The sequence below is a fragment of the Streptomyces sp. NBC_01335 genome, assembly GCF_035953295.1.
GTDB lineage: Bacteria > Actinomycetota > Actinomycetes > Streptomycetales > Streptomycetaceae > Streptomyces.
The window spans coordinates 3711336-3731846 of record NZ_CP108370.1 but is presented as its reverse complement, the minus strand read 5'-3'; the positions used below and the strand labels follow the sequence as shown (position 1 = coordinate 3731846).

Annotated in this window: 11 protein-coding genes and 5 tRNA genes; 6 read left to right on the top strand and 10 right to left on the bottom strand. The window is 68.6% G+C overall.

The features are described 5' to 3' along the window. Window positions 1-234: 234 nt before the first annotated feature. Window positions 235-1023, top strand: coding sequence for a DsbA family protein (locus tag OG599_RS16025; RefSeq protein WP_327176656.1), 789 nt, complete (start codon window positions 235-237; stop codon window positions 1021-1023). Between the two features lie 42 nt (window positions 1024-1065). Here OG599_RS16025 and OG599_RS16020 read toward each other — a convergent pair. From OG599_RS16020 to OG599_RS15975, 10 genes are all read right to left on the bottom strand, one after another. Then, window positions 1066-1139: transfer RNA gene (locus OG599_RS16020), tRNA-Phe, on the bottom strand. 22 nt (window positions 1140-1161) lie between these two features. Next, window positions 1162-1236: transfer RNA gene (locus OG599_RS16015), tRNA-Asp, on the bottom strand. A gap of 917 nt (window positions 1237-2153) precedes the next feature. Further along, window positions 2154-3128: a hypothetical protein gene (locus tag OG599_RS16010; RefSeq protein ID WP_327176655.1), complete on the bottom strand. Its 975-nt coding sequence runs from the start codon at window positions 3126-3128 to the stop codon at window positions 2154-2156. 129 nt (window positions 3129-3257) lie between these two features. Then, complete coding sequence (locus tag OG599_RS16005; RefSeq protein ID WP_327176654.1) at window positions 3258-6653, bottom strand: DUF499 domain-containing protein; 3396 nt, start codon at window positions 6651-6653, stop codon at window positions 3258-3260. Window positions 6654-6700: 47 nt separating this feature from the next. Further along, window positions 6701-9502, bottom strand: a complete 2802-nt coding sequence (locus tag OG599_RS16000) for a DUF1156 domain-containing protein (RefSeq protein ID WP_327176653.1) — start codon at window positions 9500-9502, stop codon at window positions 6701-6703. Continuing rightward, window positions 9499-13014 carry a helicase-related protein gene (locus OG599_RS15995; RefSeq protein ID WP_327176652.1) on the bottom strand — a complete coding sequence of 1172 codons (3516 nt, stop codon included), beginning with the start codon at window positions 13012-13014 and terminating at the stop codon, window positions 9499-9501. The genes OG599_RS16000 and OG599_RS15995 overlap by 4 nt, the downstream gene beginning before the upstream one ends. Window positions 13015-13292: 278 nt before the next feature. Beyond that, window positions 13293-13369 (bottom strand) — tRNA-Phe (locus OG599_RS15990). Window positions 13370-13396: 27 nt separating this feature from the next. Further along, window positions 13397-13471: transfer RNA gene (locus OG599_RS15985), tRNA-Asp, on the bottom strand. A gap of 43 nt (window positions 13472-13514) precedes the next feature. After that, window positions 13515-13587, bottom strand: a tRNA-Glu gene (locus tag OG599_RS15980). Between the two features lie 91 nt (window positions 13588-13678). Further along, on the bottom strand, window positions 13679-15409 hold the full coding sequence (locus tag OG599_RS15975; protein WP_327176651.1) for a metallophosphoesterase family protein: 1731 nt from the start codon (window positions 15407-15409) through the stop codon (window positions 13679-13681). A 170-nt stretch (window positions 15410-15579) separates the two neighbouring features. On the opposite strand from OG599_RS15975, the gene OG599_RS15970 reads away from it, so the two are divergent. From OG599_RS15970 to OG599_RS15950, 5 genes are all read left to right on the top strand, one after another. Further along, window positions 15580-15930: a metallopeptidase family protein gene (locus OG599_RS15970; protein WP_327176650.1), complete on the top strand. Its 351-nt coding sequence runs from the start codon at window positions 15580-15582 to the stop codon at window positions 15928-15930. Window positions 15931-15947: 17 nt separating this feature from the next. Continuing rightward, a complete protein-coding gene (locus tag OG599_RS15965; protein WP_327176649.1) occupies window positions 15948-16424 on the top strand; it encodes a fluoride efflux transporter FluC in 477 nt (158 codons plus the stop codon). Window positions 16425-16505: 81 nt separating this feature from the next. Then, complete coding sequence (locus OG599_RS15960; protein ID WP_327176648.1) at window positions 16506-16886, top strand: fluoride efflux transporter FluC; 381 nt, start codon at window positions 16506-16508, stop codon at window positions 16884-16886. A gap of 151 nt (window positions 16887-17037) precedes the next feature. Continuing rightward, entirely contained in the window at window positions 17038-17562 is a 525-nt protein-coding gene (locus tag OG599_RS15955) for a hypothetical protein (RefSeq protein ID WP_327176647.1), read from the top strand. 266 nt (window positions 17563-17828) lie between these two features. Beyond that, window positions 17829-20159, top strand: coding sequence for a DEAD/DEAH box helicase (locus tag OG599_RS15950; RefSeq protein ID WP_442809437.1), 2331 nt, complete (start codon window positions 17829-17831; stop codon window positions 20157-20159). Window positions 20160-20511 lie beyond the last annotated feature (352 nt).

Here is a 20511-nt window from a genome sequence, read left to right as displayed (position 1 = left end):
ACCGAGTCCGTCCGGGAAGGGGCCCGCGCCTTGTCCCGTACGGCATGTCCGGCCCCCCGGCCCGCTTCTCGCGGGTACGGCTCCGGCGGTTGGGGTGGGCCCGTTGGCTTCGGCGGTTCCGGCAGGCGAATAGCCGCCGTCCGCCGCGAGCCCGGCCGGTAGAGCCGCCGTCCCGCGCGCAGGCCCCCCCTTCTCCCGCCACCCCGCATCCGTACGACGCTCCCGGAGTGCCGCATGCCCCTGCCCCAGAAGAGCCGGTCGAAGAAGCCCCTGCTGTACGGCTCCGTCGTGGTGCTCGCCGCAGCCCTGCTCGGTTACGCCTCCTACCGGGCCACCGCCCCCGGCCCGTCCCCCGCCGCGGCCGGCGTGTCGGCCCGGCCCGACGCGGGGGAGTACGAGGAGACCGCGAAGCTCGCCCGCCGCGAACCCGGCGACCCGCTGGCCCTCGGCCGTACGGACGCGCTCGTCGTCCTCGTCGAGTACGGCGACTTCCAGTGCGGTTACTGCGGCACGTTCGCCCGGGACACCGAGCCGGACCTGATCGACGCCTACGTCGCCGACGGCACCCTGCGCATCGAATGGCGCAACTTCCCGATCTCCGGAGCGGAGTCCGAGGCCGCCGCCCGCGCCGCCTGGGCCGCGGGCCGCCAGAAGCGCTTCTGGGAGTTCCACCGGGCCGCGTACGCCAAGGGTGCCAAGGAGAAGGGGTTCGGCCCCGACCGGCTCACCGCCCTCGCGAAGGAGGCCGGGGTGAAGGACCTCGACAAGTTCCGCGCCGACCTCGACAGCGTGCAGGCGTCGGAGTCGGTCAGCAGGGACCAGGCCGAGGCGTACGGGCTCGGCGCCACCGCCACCCCGTCCTTCCTCGTCAACGGCCGCCCGCTCGCGGGCGCCCAGCCCGACGCGACCTTCACCTCGGCCATCGAGGAGGCCGCCGAGGTGGCCCGTACCGGCAGCGCCGCCCCGACGGAGAGCGTCACCCCGGTGGGGAACCCGGCCGGGGTGACGCCGGACGTCGGCTGAAACGGCAGAAGCCCCATCCGTGGGGATGGGGCTTCCGGGAGGTGGCTGGGGCCGGGATCGAACCGGCGACCTATCGCTTTTCAGGCGATCGCTCGTACCAACTGAGCTACCCAGCCACGCAGCTCCTGAGAACTGCAGCGGTCCTGACGGGATTTGAACCCGCGGCCTCCACCTTGACAGGGTGGCGAGCACTCCAAACTGCTCCACAGGACCAAGCAATGTGCGAGACAAGTCTCGCACACGGTAATGCGTGCCCCCAACGGGATTCGAACCCGAAATCGTTACCTTGCTGACCTGCAAGAGAACTGGGAAGGCGGGGCAAAAGCGTCGTTAACGTCCGCCTGGATCCAGTTCGATCCATCTGGACCTCTGTTCTGGTGCTGACACGTCAGCACATCGGCAGGGCGATTGCAGGTGCGACCGTTTCGAACGTTTCAGCGCGATACCAGGTCCAGCTGGTCGAGGCGCAGCGGGGCTGACACGCGGAGCGCGCTACGAGTGTCAGCCGTCTGTGTGCTGCAACCCCGCCGCAAGCTAGCGAGGGCCTTGCACCGTTGTCTGAGGGAGATCTGCAAGATCTTTATCTGATGCCTGGATGACAGCGTTGAACAGCCATAGCAGGCGATAGGACCGAGCGACACCGAGGATCAGAGCGCCTTCCACGGCCCAGTGCACATCGCCCGGGTCACTTTTGGTGTCGAGGGCGGTTGCAAGGAGACACGTACCAGAGATGAGCAGAGTGGCTGATAGGACACTCACCCAGTTCCGCCGGAATTGTGAGGCCAAGTGAGGCGCGGTACGCAGAACTCGCATCCGGCGGCCGCTCGCCGAAGCGTACTGAGCAATGGCGGCAGTGACGAAGCTCCCGACCACTGCGACGACGGTGGCGCCAGTCGTATACATCGTCAAGCGTTGTTCGCGCTCAGGCGCACCGAGGATGTCACCGCGTCCGGTTAGGGCAACCAGCAAACCGTGCCCGCCGAGGAGAGCTGCCGTCAGTAGCCAGTCCGTCACCGGACGGGATCGCCAACCGTTAAGAACCCGGCGAACCGCTTCCACAAGGCTCGGCATTGCCGCATCTCCCCCCCCGCGCGCCCCGACCAGGGCTTTCGCCCCAGTTACCCTCCAGGCTAGATGTCGGCACTGACAGCGGCCCGTAGCACCCTTTCGTTCTCCAGGGAGACCCCCTCCAGCTTGTTCAGGGCCACCTGCAGGTCGATGGCGTGGCCATTGCCAGAGGAGAAGGGGACGACGCATTTTGCAGTGATGCGCTCGCTCACGAAGTCGATCTTCTCGTCATCAGCCTCGCTGTGCCAGGCCTCCATGCGGGCCTGCGCGGCAGCCGTGTCAACGACGTCAGAGTTGTCCAGCCAGTCCTCGATGTCACTCGCGAAAACCCTTGTTGAGCCGAGGAGTTGGTTGTGACCACGGGCCCGGCGGCGCGTCGACAGGATGCCCGACTTCTTCGGGACCTCCAGGGTCAGAGTGATGACCATGTCCGGGTTGTCCGTGTGCATGCGGCTGATGGCTGTGCCGAGGTCGGAGCTGGCGCGCAGAGTGGAGGGGCTGTCAGCGGGCTCGGGAGCGATCTTCACCGTGAGTTTCTCGATGGCCACGGCATGCTGGAGTTTCTCCCGGGATCGGGCGTTAACCACCGGCCGCAGCACGAGGTTGCGGACGTCCGGAGCTGCGACGCGGATGCCCTCCAGCCAGCGCTTGAGCGCCTGCGCGCGGGGGGCCGAGATGCCGCCGGCCATGGTTGCAACGACGTTGCCGAAGGGCAGGAAGTACACGGTTGTAACGTCAACCAATTCCTTGTCGGCGGCAAGCTGGAGCCGACTGAGGGTGCCGTCGACGTGATTAATGAGCTGCGGTACGTCCTGGCGAGACTTGGCAAGGAGCAAGTGCGGAGCCGTCTGATGGGGATCGACGGCACCGATCAAGATGTCCTCCCCCGCGGGCACGGTGCGCCTGGCCAGTGGCTGGGCGCACAGACGACGGATGTGCTCTGCCCAATCCCGGTGGGGCAGACGGGCACCGTCGGGAGCGTCGGCGTCTGCGATCTCATAGAAATGGACGATTCTGTCCCGGTTGCGTGCGGCCATGCCTGCGGTCCCCCCGTAGTGTTCTCGGACGAAGTCGGTCTACCAGGATCTGACAACCTATCGAGTGCGTTGACAGCCGAAACGATCAGGCCCGGGTCCTGTGAGGATCACCAGGCCCGCGGCCCGACACTATTCCTCCTCGAACTGGGCCTGCAGTTTGAGGGTGTTGGCGTTTTCCGTGAGGGTGCGAACCTTGTCCGCGGGGAAACCGCCGGGCGCGGTCGCTTGGATCTCGACCGTGACCTCGACGTCCGCCCCGATGGCTTCGAGGTGCTGGAGGATTTCGAAGGCGTACTTTGTGGCGTGCTTGCTGTATTGCTCGGTGTCCAGCCGGGCGTGGGCATAGAAGCGGGTCGGGACGCGCGGCAACGGAGTCGGCGCCGGGACCGGGGCGCCAGGCGCCGGGCGTAGTGACGCCGACGAACCACCAGCGCTCTGCTCGGCCGCGCTGCCTGTGCCGTCGTCGGCATCATGGACCTGATTGGCTTGCTTCTGGTGCTGGGCGGCGGCCGCCAGATCCGCGGTCTCCTGAGCGATGGCAACGTCGGCTCGTACCAGCAGCGTGCTGTCGGTGATCTGACCGAAGGACACATTGCGGCAGGGCAGGACAAGTCCCAGATAGCGGCCGGCCTCGGGATCATGGCTGGTGGAGAGGGCGAAGCCATCCGTCTCCCAGGTGACGTGGGACAGGACGTCCTCGATACCTCGGTCTAGGACTGAGCGGTCACGCAGACGATTCATGTACGGGTACTTGGTGTGCAGTTCCCACAGGCGACCGACGGAGATGTGGCCGTCCCGGTTCCACTCCTGGCTCAGGGCGTCGTTGATCCGCTGGTGCAGGACGGCAGGAGCCTGTAGGACGTAAAGCATGCCCTGACGCTTCAGACGATCACCGACCTGGATGGCCGCGTCATCAATGGCTTGCAGGTCGACCTTGAAGTTGACCCATTCGATCTTGGTGCCGGGGGTCTGCTCGGGAACAAGGACCCACCGGTAGGCCTTGCCGAGGCGAAGGCTGACTGTCTCGTCAGCCTTTTCCATCCGGGTCCTCGCCTGCGTCCTCTGGTTCTCCGTCAGATCGAGCTGGACGTGTTGTGTGAGGACTTGCTTCCAGCCCAGGTACTCGCGGACAGCCTCGGCGACCTCCTCCATCTCCTTGCGGTCGGGGGCGAGGAAGACGAGGGCGTTGCGGTGTTGCCGGGTGCTGGAGCGGTATTGGTCAAGGGCCTCCTGGGCGAAGCTCAGGGCCTCAGTGTCGGGCACGTCACGGGCGCTACGGTGCGTGAAGCGGGGGTGTAGCAGCACCAGGCGCGCGTTGTCGTTATCCGGAATGTCGCTCGCGGGCAGCGGCGCTGCGTGGACGGCGCTGAACTGGCCGCGTACCCCCTGGACCACACTCAGTCGGCGCACCACGTCCGCCCACACCCTGTCGGGGTCCTCGATGAGCTTGTTCGCCTCGTCCTTGGCCGTACGCGTGATGTTGGCGTGGGTGTCGTACCAGTGGCGTTCGCCGTCGCCGTAGAGGTACGTGGAGCGGTCGGCGAGGGCGTTGAGAGCCGTGCGGAAGTTACCCAGCGGCTCGCCGGGGATAGCCATGCCAAGGCGGATGTGCGGCTCGGACAGGCCCTTACGAGCGGCGTGCACGCGGGGCGCGGAGCCCATGAAGACGGTCCTGGCCACGCGGCGGCTCATGCCACGTTGCCCGAGCACGGGCTTCTCGGCATCGACGGAGGCCGGCGTGGAGTCCGGTCCGTCGACGTCGGCGTCGATGATCGGCTTCCAGCGGTCCTCTAGGTAGTACGTCAGCTCCTGGTTGACGCGGGTGTCGTGTATGGGCACGTCACCGGGCATGATCATGGGACTCTGGTTCTGGTCCCGCCACAGCGCGTGAATGACCGTGCTCATCAGCCGCAGCACACCTCGGGTGCGCTGGAACCTGGGCAGCGTGGACCAGTCTTCGTACAGTCGGGCGAACAGCTCCGGGTGGATCGGGTAGGTCGACTTGATTCGCCGCTCGTAGTCCATGGTGTCGCAGCCGGCCGGGAACTCGCGCTTCTCAGTGCCGTAGAACTGCGTGTACAGCCGCGCCACCTTGTTGATCTCGGCTTGGACCTCACTGGTGGGGGTCTGGAAGAGACGACGGCGCACGATCTCGAAGGACTCGTCGGAGCTGGCGGGGCGCCAAGCGTCGGCCTTGCGGTGGACGACGTTCTGGAGTCGCTCCAGCGCGGTGCGGTTGTTCTCGCCGCCGATGTCGTACTGGTCGGCGGCGCTGATCTCGCCAGTCGCGGAAGCCGGGATGGAGACCAGCAACTGAGCCCCGTCGACGGAGGCGACGGCCTCGGTGAGGGACTGGGCGAAGGAGAAGTGTGTCTCGAAGGACCCGGCAGGCAGGTTGTCGTTGCCGAGCAGCGGACCGGCGTACTGAACCCACTCGTCGATGAGGATTACGCAGGGCGCGTAGGCGGCGATCAGGTCCTGGAGCAGTGCGGTGCCGGGGCTGGTGCTGGTGCGGTCGGCCTCGGCGATGATGTCGTATGCCTGCCTCTTGCCGAGCCCCCAGGCGAGTTGGCCCCACATGGTGTTGACGACGGTGCCATCGGGCTTGACGTCGGCCTGCCCGATACCCAGCTCGTTACCGACCAGCACGGCCCGGTGCACTGTCCCGCCAGGCAGCCCACCGCCGGGCGCGACGGCGATCAACTCCTGAAGGTCCTGCGGCAGCCGGTTCATCTTCAGGCCCGGCGCGTACAGGTGGTACAGCGCCATCATGGAGTGTGTCTTGCCGCCGCCGAAGTTGGTCTGGAGGTTGATGACGGGGGCGGCGTTCGGGTCACCGCTGATCCGGCGCAGTGACTTGGAAAGCAGTTCTTCGAGGCCCTCGGTGAGGTATGTCCGCTGGAAGAACTCCTCGGGTTCGGTGTACTCCGCGGCGCCCTCGCCGCGTGCCACCCGCCATAGGTCGGCGGCGAACTCGGAGGCGTTGAAGTCACCACGCGCCACGTCCTCGTGCGGGGTGAGCACGTCACGCCAGGGCCGCAGCCCCTCAGCGGCCACGCTCGGCACGGCACGCGCGCGGCGAGCCGCCTTCTTCGTCTCTTCCTCTGTTACCTGCCGGTGCAGCGTCTGCCGGGACTCGCGGACCTCCTCGACCAGGACGGGATCCGCGTGCACGGCCCGCAGCAGTCGCTCCGCCGTGTCCAGCGCGCGCAGGGTGTCGTCCGCGGTGAACTTCTCGTTGTGTGCCCACTGGTTGCGCACGGCGTTCAGCTCACTGGCGAATCCGCGGGCGCTCGCCGGGAGAAGATGCCGGAAGTAGGTGCTCCAGTATCGCTGGAGGAGGTTCAGCAGGAATTGCGGATCGGTCCTGCCGATCTGCTTCCCTTGCCCTCGAGCCTCGCTCTCCGCGTCCTCGAACCAGTTGTCGCCCTGCCGCTTGATCATTTCCCTCTCCAGGAAGGGCAGCAGGCCCTCCCCGAGGATGTCGATCATGCGGTTGATACGGTCTCGGTTGTTCACCGCCATGGTGCGGGTGTCCTGCCTTTCCGGGTGCCTGTGAGTGGGACGGGCGTTCAGAAGAGGGGCTGGTGCTGGGGTTTGCGCGGGCCGCGCTTCTCGGAGTTACGGGCCTCGGTCTGGAGGTCGGACCAGGCACTGGCGAGGTTGTTGAACCGCTGGCCACTCTCAGACCAGCGCCGTCGGTCGCAGATGCTGTAGAGCAGGTGGGCGAGGTCACGGATGGCATCCTCGTCGAATTCCCCGCGCGCCCGGATCCCGGCGAGCAGCTCACCGGCCGGCCCTACGCCGGACTGTGCGCCCTTTCCGTCCAGCACCCGGGACAGGTGCATGGCGGCTTCCCACACGGAGATACGGCTGTCCGTCTCTGGGTCGTACGACTCCGGCAGGTCGGCCGGGGCCATGAGCCATACCTTGCTGTCGCCGGAGGCAGTGATGTGGGCGTCCTGGAGCCCTTTTACGGACACGTTGTACGCCTTTGCAAGCGTCTCGGCGTCCCCGAAGGTGCCCTTACTCCACTGGAACTGCTCGAACCAGCGGATCGCCCACCGGGTGTCCTGGTCGAACTCGCCCTCTTGTTCGTTCAGCACGTCGGCGAGGACGTCGTTGATGAGTCCGAGTGCAGTGCGTACGCGCATGGGAGTGCCGTCGGGCTCGGTGACCTTCGAGTATCGCGAGAACACCGCGATACCGGGGCCGATCGCGGACTGAGGGAGGTCGACGGGGGCGAGATTGCCCTCCTGCAGCTTCCGCAGCTTGTCTGGGAGTTCACTGCGCAGGGCACGAAGGAAGCCACGACGGTCGGTTGAGCCGGCGGTGACGTGGCGGGGGCGGCAAGCTAGGACTACGGAGGACGCGAGGGCGTTGGAGCCGATGTCACGGGAACGGCCGGTTCGCTCGGTACGCACCGGCCATGTGCCGGTGACCGACCAGCCAGCCTCGATCATGCCGCTGAGCAGCGTCTCCCAGCCGGTCGAGGCCGTGCCGTCCTCGGCGTCGGTCTCCGCCTGCTTAAACGCGTAGTAGACCGTGAGCGGGTAGTCCGGGTGGTGGCCTGCGCGCATGTGCGTAAAGGTCTCGACGAAGCCGCGTTCGAAGTGCTTCTCGGCTGCCTCCCAGTTCCCGCCGTGGCGGTAGGGGGTGGCGATGAGTTCCGGCTCTTTGGGGGTGAGGATCGTGCTCATGACCTCGGGATAGATGTCGCCTAGTGAGCGGCGAAGCCAGACATAGAAGAAGTCGGCGAGGTCGGCGTAACCGATGTTGTCGTAGTAGGGGGGATCGGTGTTGATGACGTAATTCTCGTAGGAGCGGTGGCTCGCGTCCGCTTGGCTGACGTGACCCTGTATGTCTTGAGCAGGCAGAGCGTCCAGAGTCTTACCGATCGCAGCCAGCATGATCTCCAAGGTGCCCGAGGATGGGCCAAACACGTTGCCTTCAGCAAAATCCCAAGTCATCGAGAGGGTTTGGCGAGCAAAGGTGCCACGAAGGATCTCCATCTGCGGATTGCTAGCCCAAGTGGTGATGGTCGACGCGTAGTCGGACATCCGGCTAACGGCGAAACCGAGATATGTTGCCACTGCCTTGCCGTAGTCAGCTGCCGCGGCTGCCTCCAAGCCCGCGTCCCGCGCATCCTGCTCGACCTTCTCGCGAGCCTCACCCACAAGATCGCTGAACGTCGTCAGGGCAATCAGCTGCCGGTTGGTGAATAGGTCTGCATGCTTCCGCATGCCGTACCCCTGCACCCTGAAGCCGAGGGCCTGATCGGGCAGTTCGGACTCAGGGACATCAGCAGGTCGCGCTACGTCAGCTGCCCCCACATGCTCCGCCGTAGGCGCCGAATACACCCGCCGCCGCTTCCCCTCCGCGACCACGGCCATCATCATTGCGCCCATCCGCCCAGCCACGCCCTCGGATCGGACGTACTTCAGCGTGGCCCGGTTTCCACACATCAGGCACTCGGCGCCCTTGCCGTCTACAGTCCCCTCCCGGGGCTTGCCCTCGGGACCGCCTATGGTAAACGTCACCCGCCCGTCCACTGGTTCAGCGACGACATAGCAGGGCCGGTCCTTCTTCTTGCTCAGCCAGAACGACCTCACCAAGGGCATCTCGGCCCCACAAGCCGGGTCAGGGCAGGCCACCGTCCGAGCCCAAAGCCAGGCAATGACTGCTGCCTCGCTCCCATCATCCAGTTTGGCCTTCGGATAGTGGTTGCCGATCTTGGCGTATGCCCGCTCCCGCATCCACCGGCCGTATTGTCGAACATCCTCCGCAAGCCCGCTCGCTCCCCGCCAGCTCCCCTCGTGGCGCAGTTCTGCAGTCGGGGACACCGGCTTGCACCCAGCCCACTTGGGCGGGATCTCGATCAACGCTTTGTTGATGACAACCGGCACCGGATTCAGGTCACTGGCATGAGCCTCAAGCCCCAGCCGGTGCGCCTCCAGCGGAATCGTCCCACCGCCGGCGAAGGGGTCAAGGACAGGCGGAAGTGGACCGTCACCATGCGACTCGGCGATCTTCTCCCGAACCTTGCGCATGATCCGCTCATCGCGCGTGGCCTCCCAAGGCACCATCTCCTCGATGAGGTCGAACAATCGCTGCCGCTCGGCCTTCTGCTCCTCCAGCCCCGGATACAGATCAGGCCGCGAAGCCGGGTCGTCCACGAGCTGAGCGAAGAGCATCGCACGCGCAGCCGCCAACGGCCGGCGCGCCCACCACAGGTGGAGCGTGGACGGGTGCCCGTGCCGGATGGACTTCTCCCGAGCCGACTCCCTGTTGATCGCCTCCAGAGGGAGGGATACCTCGATGAGCTTGGTGCGGCGCTCCGGAGCAGAGGCCGTGTCTTCGGTTGCACCGCTCACTGCGGGGTTCCTCCCTTGTTCCAGGCGTCCTGCCAGGACAGCAGCACACCCTCGGTCTGCAGGTCGCCGAAGTCGGTGTCGGCGAAGGCGTCGGTCAAGTAGCGGATCTCGTCGTGCTCCGCCCCCCGCGGACTGACGGAGACCAGGGCGAGACGATGCTGCGCGCCGCGATTCTTGGCGACGAGGACCTCGTTTCGGCTGACGTAGAAGTGCTCTGCGCCCTCTCGGCGACCCTTCACCTCGATGTGCACGAGGTGACCGTTAAGACTAAGCGATCGGATGTCGTAGCCGGGATTGTTGTGGGCCATCTCTTCAGGGACGCGCCCAAGGCCACGCTCGGCGCCGAGTACCGCAGCCACAGCCCGCCGGTCGGTCTCGTAGCCGTCGGCCGCATGCATGGCAGCGAGTACAGCCCTCTCTACCGGGGTCTCGGCAGGGCCAAGGTGTCTGACCAGCCAGCCCACAGGTACAACGAGCGCGCAGCCCGCCACTACTGGCGGGCGGGCCTGAAGAGCCTGGTCTTTGTCGAGCACGGCCAAACGTTGCTCACGGCGGCGCTCAAGGTCCTCAGCCCAAGCACGCGCGGTTTCCGGACGGTGACGGACTTTCTTGCCCTCGGCAACATCCAGTTCGAGTTTTCCGGCCTGCGCATGCCAGAAGCTGATCTCCTGCCGCAGCCGCTGCTCGACCTGGGCACGAGTACGCTCGATGACGGGCAGCAGTCGTTCCCGGGTGCGGTTCAGGTGCTGCGGGACGGCCTCCCGCACGGCCCAGTCCATGGCACGGGCGGGCCCCCCATCTCGGAGCCACTCATCCGTGAGTAGCGCCCCTGCCGCCTCGGCCTCCCGGGGCGTGGGCGGGCGATAGTCCAGATAGGGAGCAGGGCCCGCGTCGTGGGCCGTTCCGTCGGGATTCAGCTCCACGAACGCAAAGGAACGGTCCACTGACCGTCCGTGCCCATCGACGACCTCTTGGACCAGCGCGGTCAACAGTCGGGGGGTGGTCCCTGCATCGGAGGCGTCGATCAGAACCGCGCCTCGCGTGAGTAGGTCCCCGTGCCGGTGAACCGTCTCTTCCAGAACCGCGTCGAAGAGCGGGTGCCCAGGGGCGATGAGGTCGGCCCGGGCGGCGCCAGGCACAGTGACGCGCTCGCGGTCGAAGCACACCCGTTCATAGCGGCGCTGCACGACTCCGCCCAGGCCGAGCCCAAAGCGGCCCGTATCGCGCAGGAGGGACGGAATATGAGTGATCTCGAAACGGCCGTTTTCTCGCGCCCTGAGGTGACCACCGAGACGGTCAAAGGCGTCACGAAAGAAGGCTCGTACGTAGTGCGGATGCAACCGCTTGGCTTGAGCCTCCTCCATACGCAGCCGTACCGCCTCGACGTCCTCCAACCCCATGACATGGGTGTCGAGTGCGAGCCCCTTGATCAGCTCCACTGCCCGCTCACCTACCCGGGCGTCGATGACCTGATCCAGGCGGCTCTTGACCTCAGGTCGGTCGCCGTAGCGGATTGCCTCCAAGAGCAAGCCTCGCAACGGCTCGCCCTCGAAGAGCTCACCCAGGACGTTGTAGACCTTGCCGTCGTATGCTCTCGACTGCTGCTCGATCTTGTCGAGGAGTCGTTGGAAGACCTGCCCCTCTCGAGTGTCGGCGGCAATCAGATTCCACAGGTGGCAAACCTCGGTCTGGCCGATGCGGTGGATCCGGCCGAAGCGCTGCTCGATTCGATTGGGGTTCCACGGCAGGTCGTAGTTGACCATGAGGTGAGCGCGCTGGAGGTTGAGGCCCTCGCCGGCTGCGTCGGTAGCGACAAGAACGCGAACTTCGGGGTCCTGGTTGAAGGCATCGCGGATGTCACGGCGCTGTGGGCGTGGGGTGCCGCCATGGATGGCGACGACTCCCTCGGGGCGTCCGATCAGATTCCTGATGCGGCGGGACAGGTACTCAAGAGTGTCGCGATGCTCGGTGAAAATGATCAGCTTGCGCGGCAGCCCTCTCTCATCCCGCAACAGCGGGTCATCCTGGAGCAGCCCCGACAACTCCCGCCACTTGCGGTCGTCGCCGGAGGCCAGTACCCGTGCGGCGAGCCGCTCCAGCTCGCTCAGCGCGGCGATCTCCAGCTCCAGCTCTTGGAGGGTGCGGGCGGCGGTCGCCGCATCGACGACCTGCTCCTCGAGATCCTCCAACTCGCCACCGGTCAAGTCGTCCAACTCGTCCTCGACGGGGATGGACGGTGCGGACTCAAGGGCCAAGTTCGCCACGGTCTGATCCGACAACATCTCCTGACGTCGGGTCTCCAGTCGCATCCGCCTGCGTTCTAGGGACCGGTGGATCGCCGCTGGGCTGGAGGCGAGGCGACGCTGGAGGACGGTAAGCGCGAAACCGACCTGGTTGCCTCGTCGGCCGTCCAACCGCTCCGCCCGGTTCATCTCCTGGCGGACGTACTCCGTGACCTGCTCGTACAGGTCATACTCAGCAGGCGACAGTTCGTACGGCACGGTGTAAGCGCGGCGCTCTGGGAACAGTTGCTTGCCATCGAAGGTGAGCAGGTCCTCCTTGATCATGCGTCGCATCAGGCCGGAGACATCGTGCCGGTGGATACCTGCCCGATAGCGGCCGCTGAACCGGTCGCTGTCCAGCAGCGTCATGAACAGCTGAAAGTCCTCCTCCTTGCCTGCGTGTGGGGTGGCGGTCATCAGGAGCAGGTGGCGAGTGAGGCGACCAAGGAGGCGACCAAGCTCGTAGCGCTTCGTGGTCTTCAGCTCCGTGCCGAAGTAACTAGCGCTCATCCGGTGGGCCTCGTCCACGACGACCAGGTCCCACCCGCTCTCCCCGAGCAGCCGCTGCATATCCTCGGAGCGCGCCAACGCGTCCATGCGAGCGATGAGCCGGGGATGACGATCGAAGACGTTGCCCTCGATCGTCGCGTCGGTCAGCTGCCGGGTGAGGAGGGTGAAGTCGAGGCCGAACTTCTCGAGCAGCTCGTCCTGCCACTGTTCGACTAGTCCTCCCGGCACGACGATGAGACAGCGCTCCAGATCACCGCGGAGCGCCAGCTCCTTGATGTAAAGCCCGGCCATGATGGTCTTCCCTGCACCGGGGTCGTCAGCGAGGAGGAAACGCAGCGGGGTCCGCGGCAGCAGCTCGTTGTAGACAGCCTGGATCTGGTGGGGCAGCGGATCGAGGAGACTGGTGGACACCGCCAGCATTGCGTCGCCGCGCGCAGCCATCCGGATCCGCAACGCTTCGGCCGCCAGCCGGAACAAGCCAGGATCCGCGTCGAAACCGCTGCCTACCGAGCCGCAGGCCACCTCAGCGAGTCGCGCAGCATCCTCCTCGTAGAGGATTCGCTCCTCCACAGTGCCGTCGGGGCGCCGATACGTCACCTGCGCCGCCGCCGGCCCGAACATCTGTACAGCGACCACTGTGACGTCGCCGCCGGTGACAATGCCCGACACGGCACGCCCTGCAGTCAGATCACCGAGGCTGAGCCGGGCCCGCTCAGACATCTTTGGCTCCCCACTCCTGGCATTGGCCTACTTGCGCGTGCACTGTAACTCTGCTGTTTGCCGCATGGGGCAGCATGTGGCGCGGTTCTGGAGAAGCACGGGTTCTGCGCGGGAGCGAGAGGGGTGCGAGAGCCCTAAACGGTGCCATTCCGGTGCTGACATGTCAGCACCGTGTCAGCATCGGTAGGGCTCTGGAGCCGATTGCTGTCAGACCAGATTCTTTGCTGGGGCACACAACAACAGAGCCCCGGACGCCATGACGTCCGGGACTCTGTTTCTGGTGGCTGGGGCCGGGATCGAACCGGCGACCTATCGCTTTTCAGGCGATCGCTCGTACCAACTGAGCTACCCAGCCACGCAGTTCACCGAAGTGATCTGCAAGCGGTCCTGACGGGATTTGAACCCGCGGCCTCCACCTTGACAGGGTGGCGAGCACTCCAAACTGCTCCACAGGACCATGTTTGCGTGTGCGAACGAATTCGCATGCGCAAGGTTGTGCGTGCCCCCAACGGGATTCGAACCCGTGCTACCGCCTTGAAAGGGCGGCGTCCTGGGCCACTAGACGATGAGGGCTAAAGGCCCGCCGGTTCGCTTTCCAGCGCGTCGGGGACGTGAGAAGCATATGTGATGCCGGAGCTAACGCCAAAACGGTTTCCCGGCCGGGTCACGGCGACGGGTTGGGTGCGCCGGGCGGCCTGTCGGGCGAGGTACGGGGTGAGGTGCCGGGCGACCTGTCCGGCAGGGCGCCGACCGGGGTCGGCGACGGGCTGGACGTCGGGTCGGCCGACGAGGCCGGTGGGGTCGGCGGGGTTGGTGACGGGGTCGTGGCGGGGGAGTTCTCCTCCGGCAGATGGCGGCTCACCTCGGCCGTCGTCAGGCCGAGTCCGCCCAGCGTGATCTCGTCCCAGGCCTGGAGCCGCCGGGTCGCGCGGTCCAGGTAGAGGACCGAGGCGCGCACCTTCTCCGGCTTCTCGTTCTGCACCGCGCGCAGCCCGCCGCCGCCGGTGGAGCCCTCCACCTTCAGCCGGGTGCCGAGCGGGAGCACCTCGTTGACCCGGTGGTGGACATGGCCGGCGAGCACGAGCGGAACCGTGCCGTCCGTCTCCCGCGCGGCCTGCGGATCGTGCGTCACCGCGATGTCCACCGGAGTGCCGGCCGAGGTCTGGTCGCGGAGGGCGGAGGCGAGGCGGAGACCGGCCATCCGCTCCGCCGCCTCACCGCCCCGGGCCAGCGTCCGGTCGGGGGTGAACTGGGGGTCGCCGGTGCCCGCGATGCGCAGCCCGGCGACGGTCACCGCGCTCCCCTCGTCCAGGACGTGCGTGTTCTTGAGGCCCCGGAGGTACTTCTGGGTCTCCTTCGAGTCGTGGTTGCCGCGCACCCAGACGTACGGGGCGCCGAGGTCGCGGATCGGGTCGAGGAAGCCGTTCTCGGTGGTGGTGCCGTGGTCCATGGTGTCGCCGGAGTCGATGATCACGTCGATGTCGTACTGCTCCACGAGCGAGGCGACGATGTGCCAGGAAGCCGGGTTGAGGTGGATGTCGGAGACGTGCAGGACCCGCAGGGTGCCCGGGTCCGGCTGGTAGACGGGGAGCGTGGAGGTGGCGTCGTACAGCCGGGTGACGTTGGTGACCAGCCGGGCCAGCTCCTGCTGGTAGACGTCGAACTCGGTGACGATCGAGCGGGCGTCGCCGACCACCGAGGGGGCGCTGGAGAGCAGCCCGGAGAACTTGGGCTCCAGCACCGACTTCGGGTTCCAGGTGGCGTACGCGCTGACGCCGGATCCGGCCAGCAGCACCAGCGCGAGCCCGCCGGCGGCCAGGGCCGGGCGGGGGCGCCGGTAGACGATCAGCCCGAGCGCGGTCGCCCCGGTCAGCACGGCCACCACCGACCGCACCGCCAGCTCCCGGGCGCCGTCCGCGACGTCCCGGGTGACCTCGTCCTGGAGCCCGGAGAAACGTTCGGGCTGCTCCACCAGGCGCTGGGAGCGCTCGGGGTCGAGGCGGTCCACGTCCACGTCGAGGCGGACCGGCGCGACGTGCGAGTCCAGCTCCAGCGCGCCGAGCGGGGAGACGTCCACCCGGGTGCCCCCGGTGAGCGAGGGGCGCAGGGCCATCGTGGTGTCCATGGGGCCGACGGGCGTCTTCACGTCCCCCACGACCAGCAGCCCGAGCCAGGCACCCAGCACCACCACCGCGAGCATCACGAGCACCCGCACCAGCGGATGCGGCCGGGCCCCGGCGAGCACGGGCACCGGCATCGGGGCCGTCCGGGTGCTGCGGCTGTGGCTTCTGCTTCGGCCTCGGCTCCGGCCTTGGCCCTGGCTCTGGCTCTGGCTCTGGTTCTGGTTCTGGCGGACACGGGCGGAACGGAACGGACGGAACGGGACGCGCGCCATTGGACCCGTATGCCCGGTCCGCGCTCCGGACATGCGGCGGGGCCGGTGCCTGCCCGCGTACGGGGACGCGCCCCGGAGGCGGCCGAGGACGCTTCGGGGCTTACGGGGGCGTACGGGGCGGGTGTCGGCCGGGCGGGTGCGCCGGGGCGGGGGTGCGTGACAATGGCGGGGTGCTGGAGATGACGCGCGAGCAGTTCGAAGAGCTGGTGAGCGAGGCGCTCGACCGGATTCCGCCGGAACTGACGCGGCTGATGGACAACGTCGCGGTGTTCGTCGAGGACGAACCGGACCCGGGCGACCCCGAGTTGCTCGGGCTCTACGAGGGAACCCCGCTCACCGACCGGGGCGAGTGGTACGCGGGCGTCCTGCCGGACCGGATCACCGTCTACCGGGGGCCGACGCTGCGGATGTGCGAGACCCGCGAGGACGTCGTCGCGGAGACGGAGATCACCGTGGTCCACGAGATCGCCCACCACTTCGGCATCGACGACGCGCGGCTGCACGCCCTGGGGTACGCGTGAGCGGTTCCGGTGCGGGTGTGTCGGAAGGGACGGGCGGGACCGCTCCGGCCGGGGCGGTCCCCGCGCGGTCCGGGCCGCGCGAGGCGGCGGTGCTCGGGGTGGTCGCGGCCGGCGGGGTGCTCGGCACGCTGGCCCGTTACGCCGCGACCCTGGCCTGGCCGACCGCCGCGGGGGCCTTCCCCTGGACGGTCTTCGTCGTCAACGCCGTCGGCTGCGCGCTGATCGGCGTCCTCATGGTGCTGACCGTCGAACGGTCCGCGGTCACCCGCCCCCTGGTGCGCCCGTTCCTCGGGGTCGGCGTGCTCGGCGGCTTCACCACCTTCTCCACGTACGCGACCGACGCCGCGAAGCTGCTGGCGCGCCAGGAGGTGCCGACCGCCCTGGCGTACGCGGCCGGCACGGTGGTGGCCGCGCTCGCCGGGGTGTGGGCGGGGGCCGCCCTCACGCGGGCGTGCGTGGACCGTGCGCGGCGTGCGCGCGACGGTGCGCGGTGAACCGGCCGATGCTGATGGCGACGACCGGGGGCATGCGGTGAACCGGCCGCCGGTGATGATGGCGACGACCGGAGGTGCGCGGTGAACTGGCTGCTGGTGGCGGTCGGCGGTGCGGTGGGCGCCCCGCTGCGGTACCTGACGGACCGTTTCGTGCGGCGGTACCCCGGGGCGGGGCTGCCGTACGTCTTTCCCTGGGGCACCTTCGCGGTCAACGCGGCGGGCAGCCTGCTGCTCGGGGCGCTGACCGGGGCCGCCGTCTCCGCGCCGGCGTACGCCCTGCTCGGTACGGGGCTCTGCGGGGCGCTGACGACGTACTCGACCTTCTCGTACGAGACCCTCCGGCTGGCCGAGACCGGGCGGGCCTTCCTCGCGGGGGCGAACGTGGTGGCCTCGGTCCTGATGGGGCTCGGCGCGGTGTTCCTCGGCGCGGAGGTGGCGGGCGGGGCCGGGTTCGGCGGGTGACACCCACCGGCCGTCCCCCGGGGCGCCCACCGGCCGTCCCTCCGGTCGTCCCCCGGGCCGCCCACCGGTTGCTCCGCGGGCGTGTCCCCGGCGGGGTCCGGGGAGTTGGGTACCACGCACCCGTTCCCGCGTTCCCTCCCGGAGGTGCCCCGTGCGCCCGTTTCCCGTTCCCGTCCGCTGGGCGGTCCTCACCGCGCTGATGCTGGGCGCCTCCCTCGGATGCGTGAGCGTGGACGCGGAGAAGTCCGGCCCCCGCCCCACGAAGTCCGCCGGGGCGGCCGGGGCCGCCGAGGAGCGGGACAGCGGGGCGTCCGGTGCGTCCGGGCGCTCCGGCCCGGGTGCCGGCGGCCGCCACCACACCGACCGCGCCGAGGACGGGAAGCCGGACCCGAAGCACTCCGGTGATCCCGCCTCGCCCAGCCCCTCGGCGGCGGACCGGGGCCCCGGCCTGCCGACGCCCAGCGGGAGCGGTGCGGTCGTGGTGGTCCCGCCGGGGATCACGGCGGGACCCGGTGCCCCGGTCGTCACGGTCGAGCCCGTCACGCCCGACCCGACGCCGCCGGCCGCCAGCGAACCGGCCCCGGGCGGTGACGCGGGCGGCGGTCCGGGGCAGCCCGCCCAGTCGCCGGCCACGCCCCAGGAGCCGTCGTCGCCCGCCGCGTCCCCGGCGGAATGACCGCCCGGGCCGGTGCTGCCCATGCTGGGCATCACCGCAGGTCGGAGGCGGTATGGCGAGGTGCTGAAGAAGGGCGGTTTGCACAAAGTGGGGGAGGGTGCGTATGGTAGTAGATCGTTTGATCCCATTGCCCGGCGCCGACACAGAAGAGCGCCGTGTGGCGCGTACTCTCCCTTGCCGTGGCTGGACCGCATTGAGGCGGTCGAAATTGCGAAAACACGGAGTTACGGGCGCGTGCCGAGACTCCGGAAGGTTTCGCATTTCGCATGTCAATTTCCAGTTCTGACCACACCGTCATGTCCGCAGACATCGACACGGAGCTCGCGCAGACCGCCGAGCTCGCCGCCGAGGCCGTCGTGGCCGAGGCAGCTCCCGTCGCCGCCGAGGTGACCGAGGAGAAGGCCGCCGAGGTCGCGGCTCCCGTCGTCGAGACCGAGTCCGTCGAGGCCGCAGCGCCCGCCGAGACCGTCTCCGACGAGGCCCCCGTCTCCGACGAGGACGCCGAGCCGACTCTCACCTTCGCCTCGCTGGGCCTGCCCGAGGGCATCGTCCGCAAGCTGGCGCAGAACGGCGTGACCAGCCCCTTCCCGATCCAGGCCGCGACCATCCCGGACGCCCTGGCCGGCAAGGACATCCTGGGCCGCGGCCGCACCGGCTCCGGCAAGACCCTCTCCTTCGGTCTGCCGACCCTGGCCGCGCTGGCCGGCGGGCACACCGAGAAGAAGAAGCCCCGCGCGATCATCCTCACGCCGACCCGTGAGCTCGCGATGCAGGTCGCGGACGCGCTCCAGCCGTACGGCGACGTGCTCGGCCTCAAGATGAAGGTCGTCTGCGGCGGTACGTCCATGGGCAACCAGATCTACGCCCTGGAGCGCGGTGTCGACGTCCTCGTCGCCACCCCGGGCCGTCTGCGCGACATCATCAACCGCGGCGCCTGCTCGCTCGCGAACGTCCAGGTCGCCGTCCTCGACGAGGCCGACCAGATGTCCGACCTGGGCTTCCTGCCCGAGGTCACCGAGCTGCTCGACCAGATCCCCGGCGGCGGCCAGCGGATGCTCTTCTCCGCCACCATGGAGAACGAGATCGGCACCCTGGTCAAGCGCTACCTGACCAACCCGGTCACGCACGAGGTCGACAGCGCCCAGGGCAACGTCTCGACCATGTCGCACCACGTCCTCGTCGTGAAGCCGAAGGACAAGGCGCCGGTCACGGCCGCCATCGCCGCCCGCAAGGGCCGCACGATCATCTTCGTCCGCACCCAGCTGGGCGCCGACCGCATCGCCGAGCAGCTCATCGAGTCCGGCGTGAAGGCCGACGCGCTGCACGGCGGCATGACGCAGGGTGCCCGTACCCGCGTCCTCGAAGACTTCAAGAAGGGCTACGTCAACGCCCTGGTCGCCACCGACGTCGCCGCCCGAGGCATCCACGTCGACGGCATCGACCTGGTGCTGAACGTGGACCCGGCCGGCGACCACAAGGACTACCTGCACCGCTCGGGCCGTACCGCCCGTGCCGGCAAGTCCGGTGTCGTCGTCTCGCTGGCGCTCCCGCACCAGCGTCGCCAGATCTTCCGCCTGATGGAGGACGCGGGCGTCGACGCCTCGCGCCACATCGTCCAGGGCGCGGGCGTCTTCGAGCCCGAGGTCGCCGAGATCACCGGTGCGCGTTCGCTCACCGAGGTCCAGGCCGACTCCGCGAACAACGCCGCCAAGCAGGCCGAGCGTGAGGTCGCCGAGCTGACCAAGCAGCTGGAGCACGTGCAGCGCCGCGCCGGTGAGCTCCGCGAGGAGGCCGACCGCCTGGTGGCCCGTGCCGCGCGCGAGCGGGGCGACGACCCGGAGCAGGCGGTGGCCGAGGCCGTCGCCGAGGCGGAGGCAGCCGTCGAGGCCGCCGTCGCCGTGCCGGAGCCGCAGCCGGCGGTCCGCGAGGAGCGCCGTGACGAGCGGGGCAACTACGAGCGCCGCGACAACCGCGGTGGCGACCGTGGCGGCTACCGCGGCGGCAACGACCGTCGTGACGACCGTCCGTCGGGCGGCTTCCGCTCCGGTGGCGACCGTGGCGGCGACCGTGGTGGCCGTTCCTTCGAGCGTCGTGACGACCGTCCGTCGTTCAACCGCGACCGTCGTGACGACCGTCCGTCCGGTGGCTTCCGTTCCGGTGGCGACCGTCGTGACGACCGTGGCGGCGACCGTGGTGGCCGTTCCTTCGAGCGTCGTGACGACCGTCCGTCGTTCAACCGCGACCGTCGTGACGACCGTCCGTCCGGTGGCTTCCGTTCCGGTGGCGACCGTCGTGACGACCGTGGCGGCGACCGTGGTGGCCGTTCCTTCGAGCGTCGTGACGACCGTCCGTCGGGCGGCTTCCGCTCCGGTGGCGACCGTCGCGACGACCGCCCCTCCGGCGGCTTCCGCTCCGGTGGCAGCGACCGTCCGTTCAACCGCGACCGTCGTGACGACCGTCCGGCCGGCGGCTTCCGCTCCGGCGGCGCCAGCGACCGCCCGCAGGGCCGTCGTGACGACCACCGCGGCAACACCGGTACGAACACCGGCAGCTTCGGCCGCCGCGACGACAAGCCCCGCTGGAAGCGCAACGGCTGACCGGTCGTCCGGACCGCCGACCGGCGGACCCGCGACCTGACGGCCGCTTGAGCCGTCCGATCCGACGCCAGGGCCCGTACACACACCGCGAGGTGGTGTACGGGCCCTGGCGCGTTGACGGGTAGTACAGCGGCACGGGGGTGTACGGCGGTACGGGTGGTGTACGGCGTTACGGGTGTGCGGGGGCCCGGGCCCGCATCCGGACTTCGGGGCGCGGGCGCCGGGACGGGTCGGCCGTGACCCCGTCGCCGGTACCCGTACCGCCGTTCACAAGGTCACGATCCGCCCGCGCGGACACCTCGGGTGGTGTCCGCTTCCCCGGCGCAGCGGCCCGTCAAGGGATACCGGATCG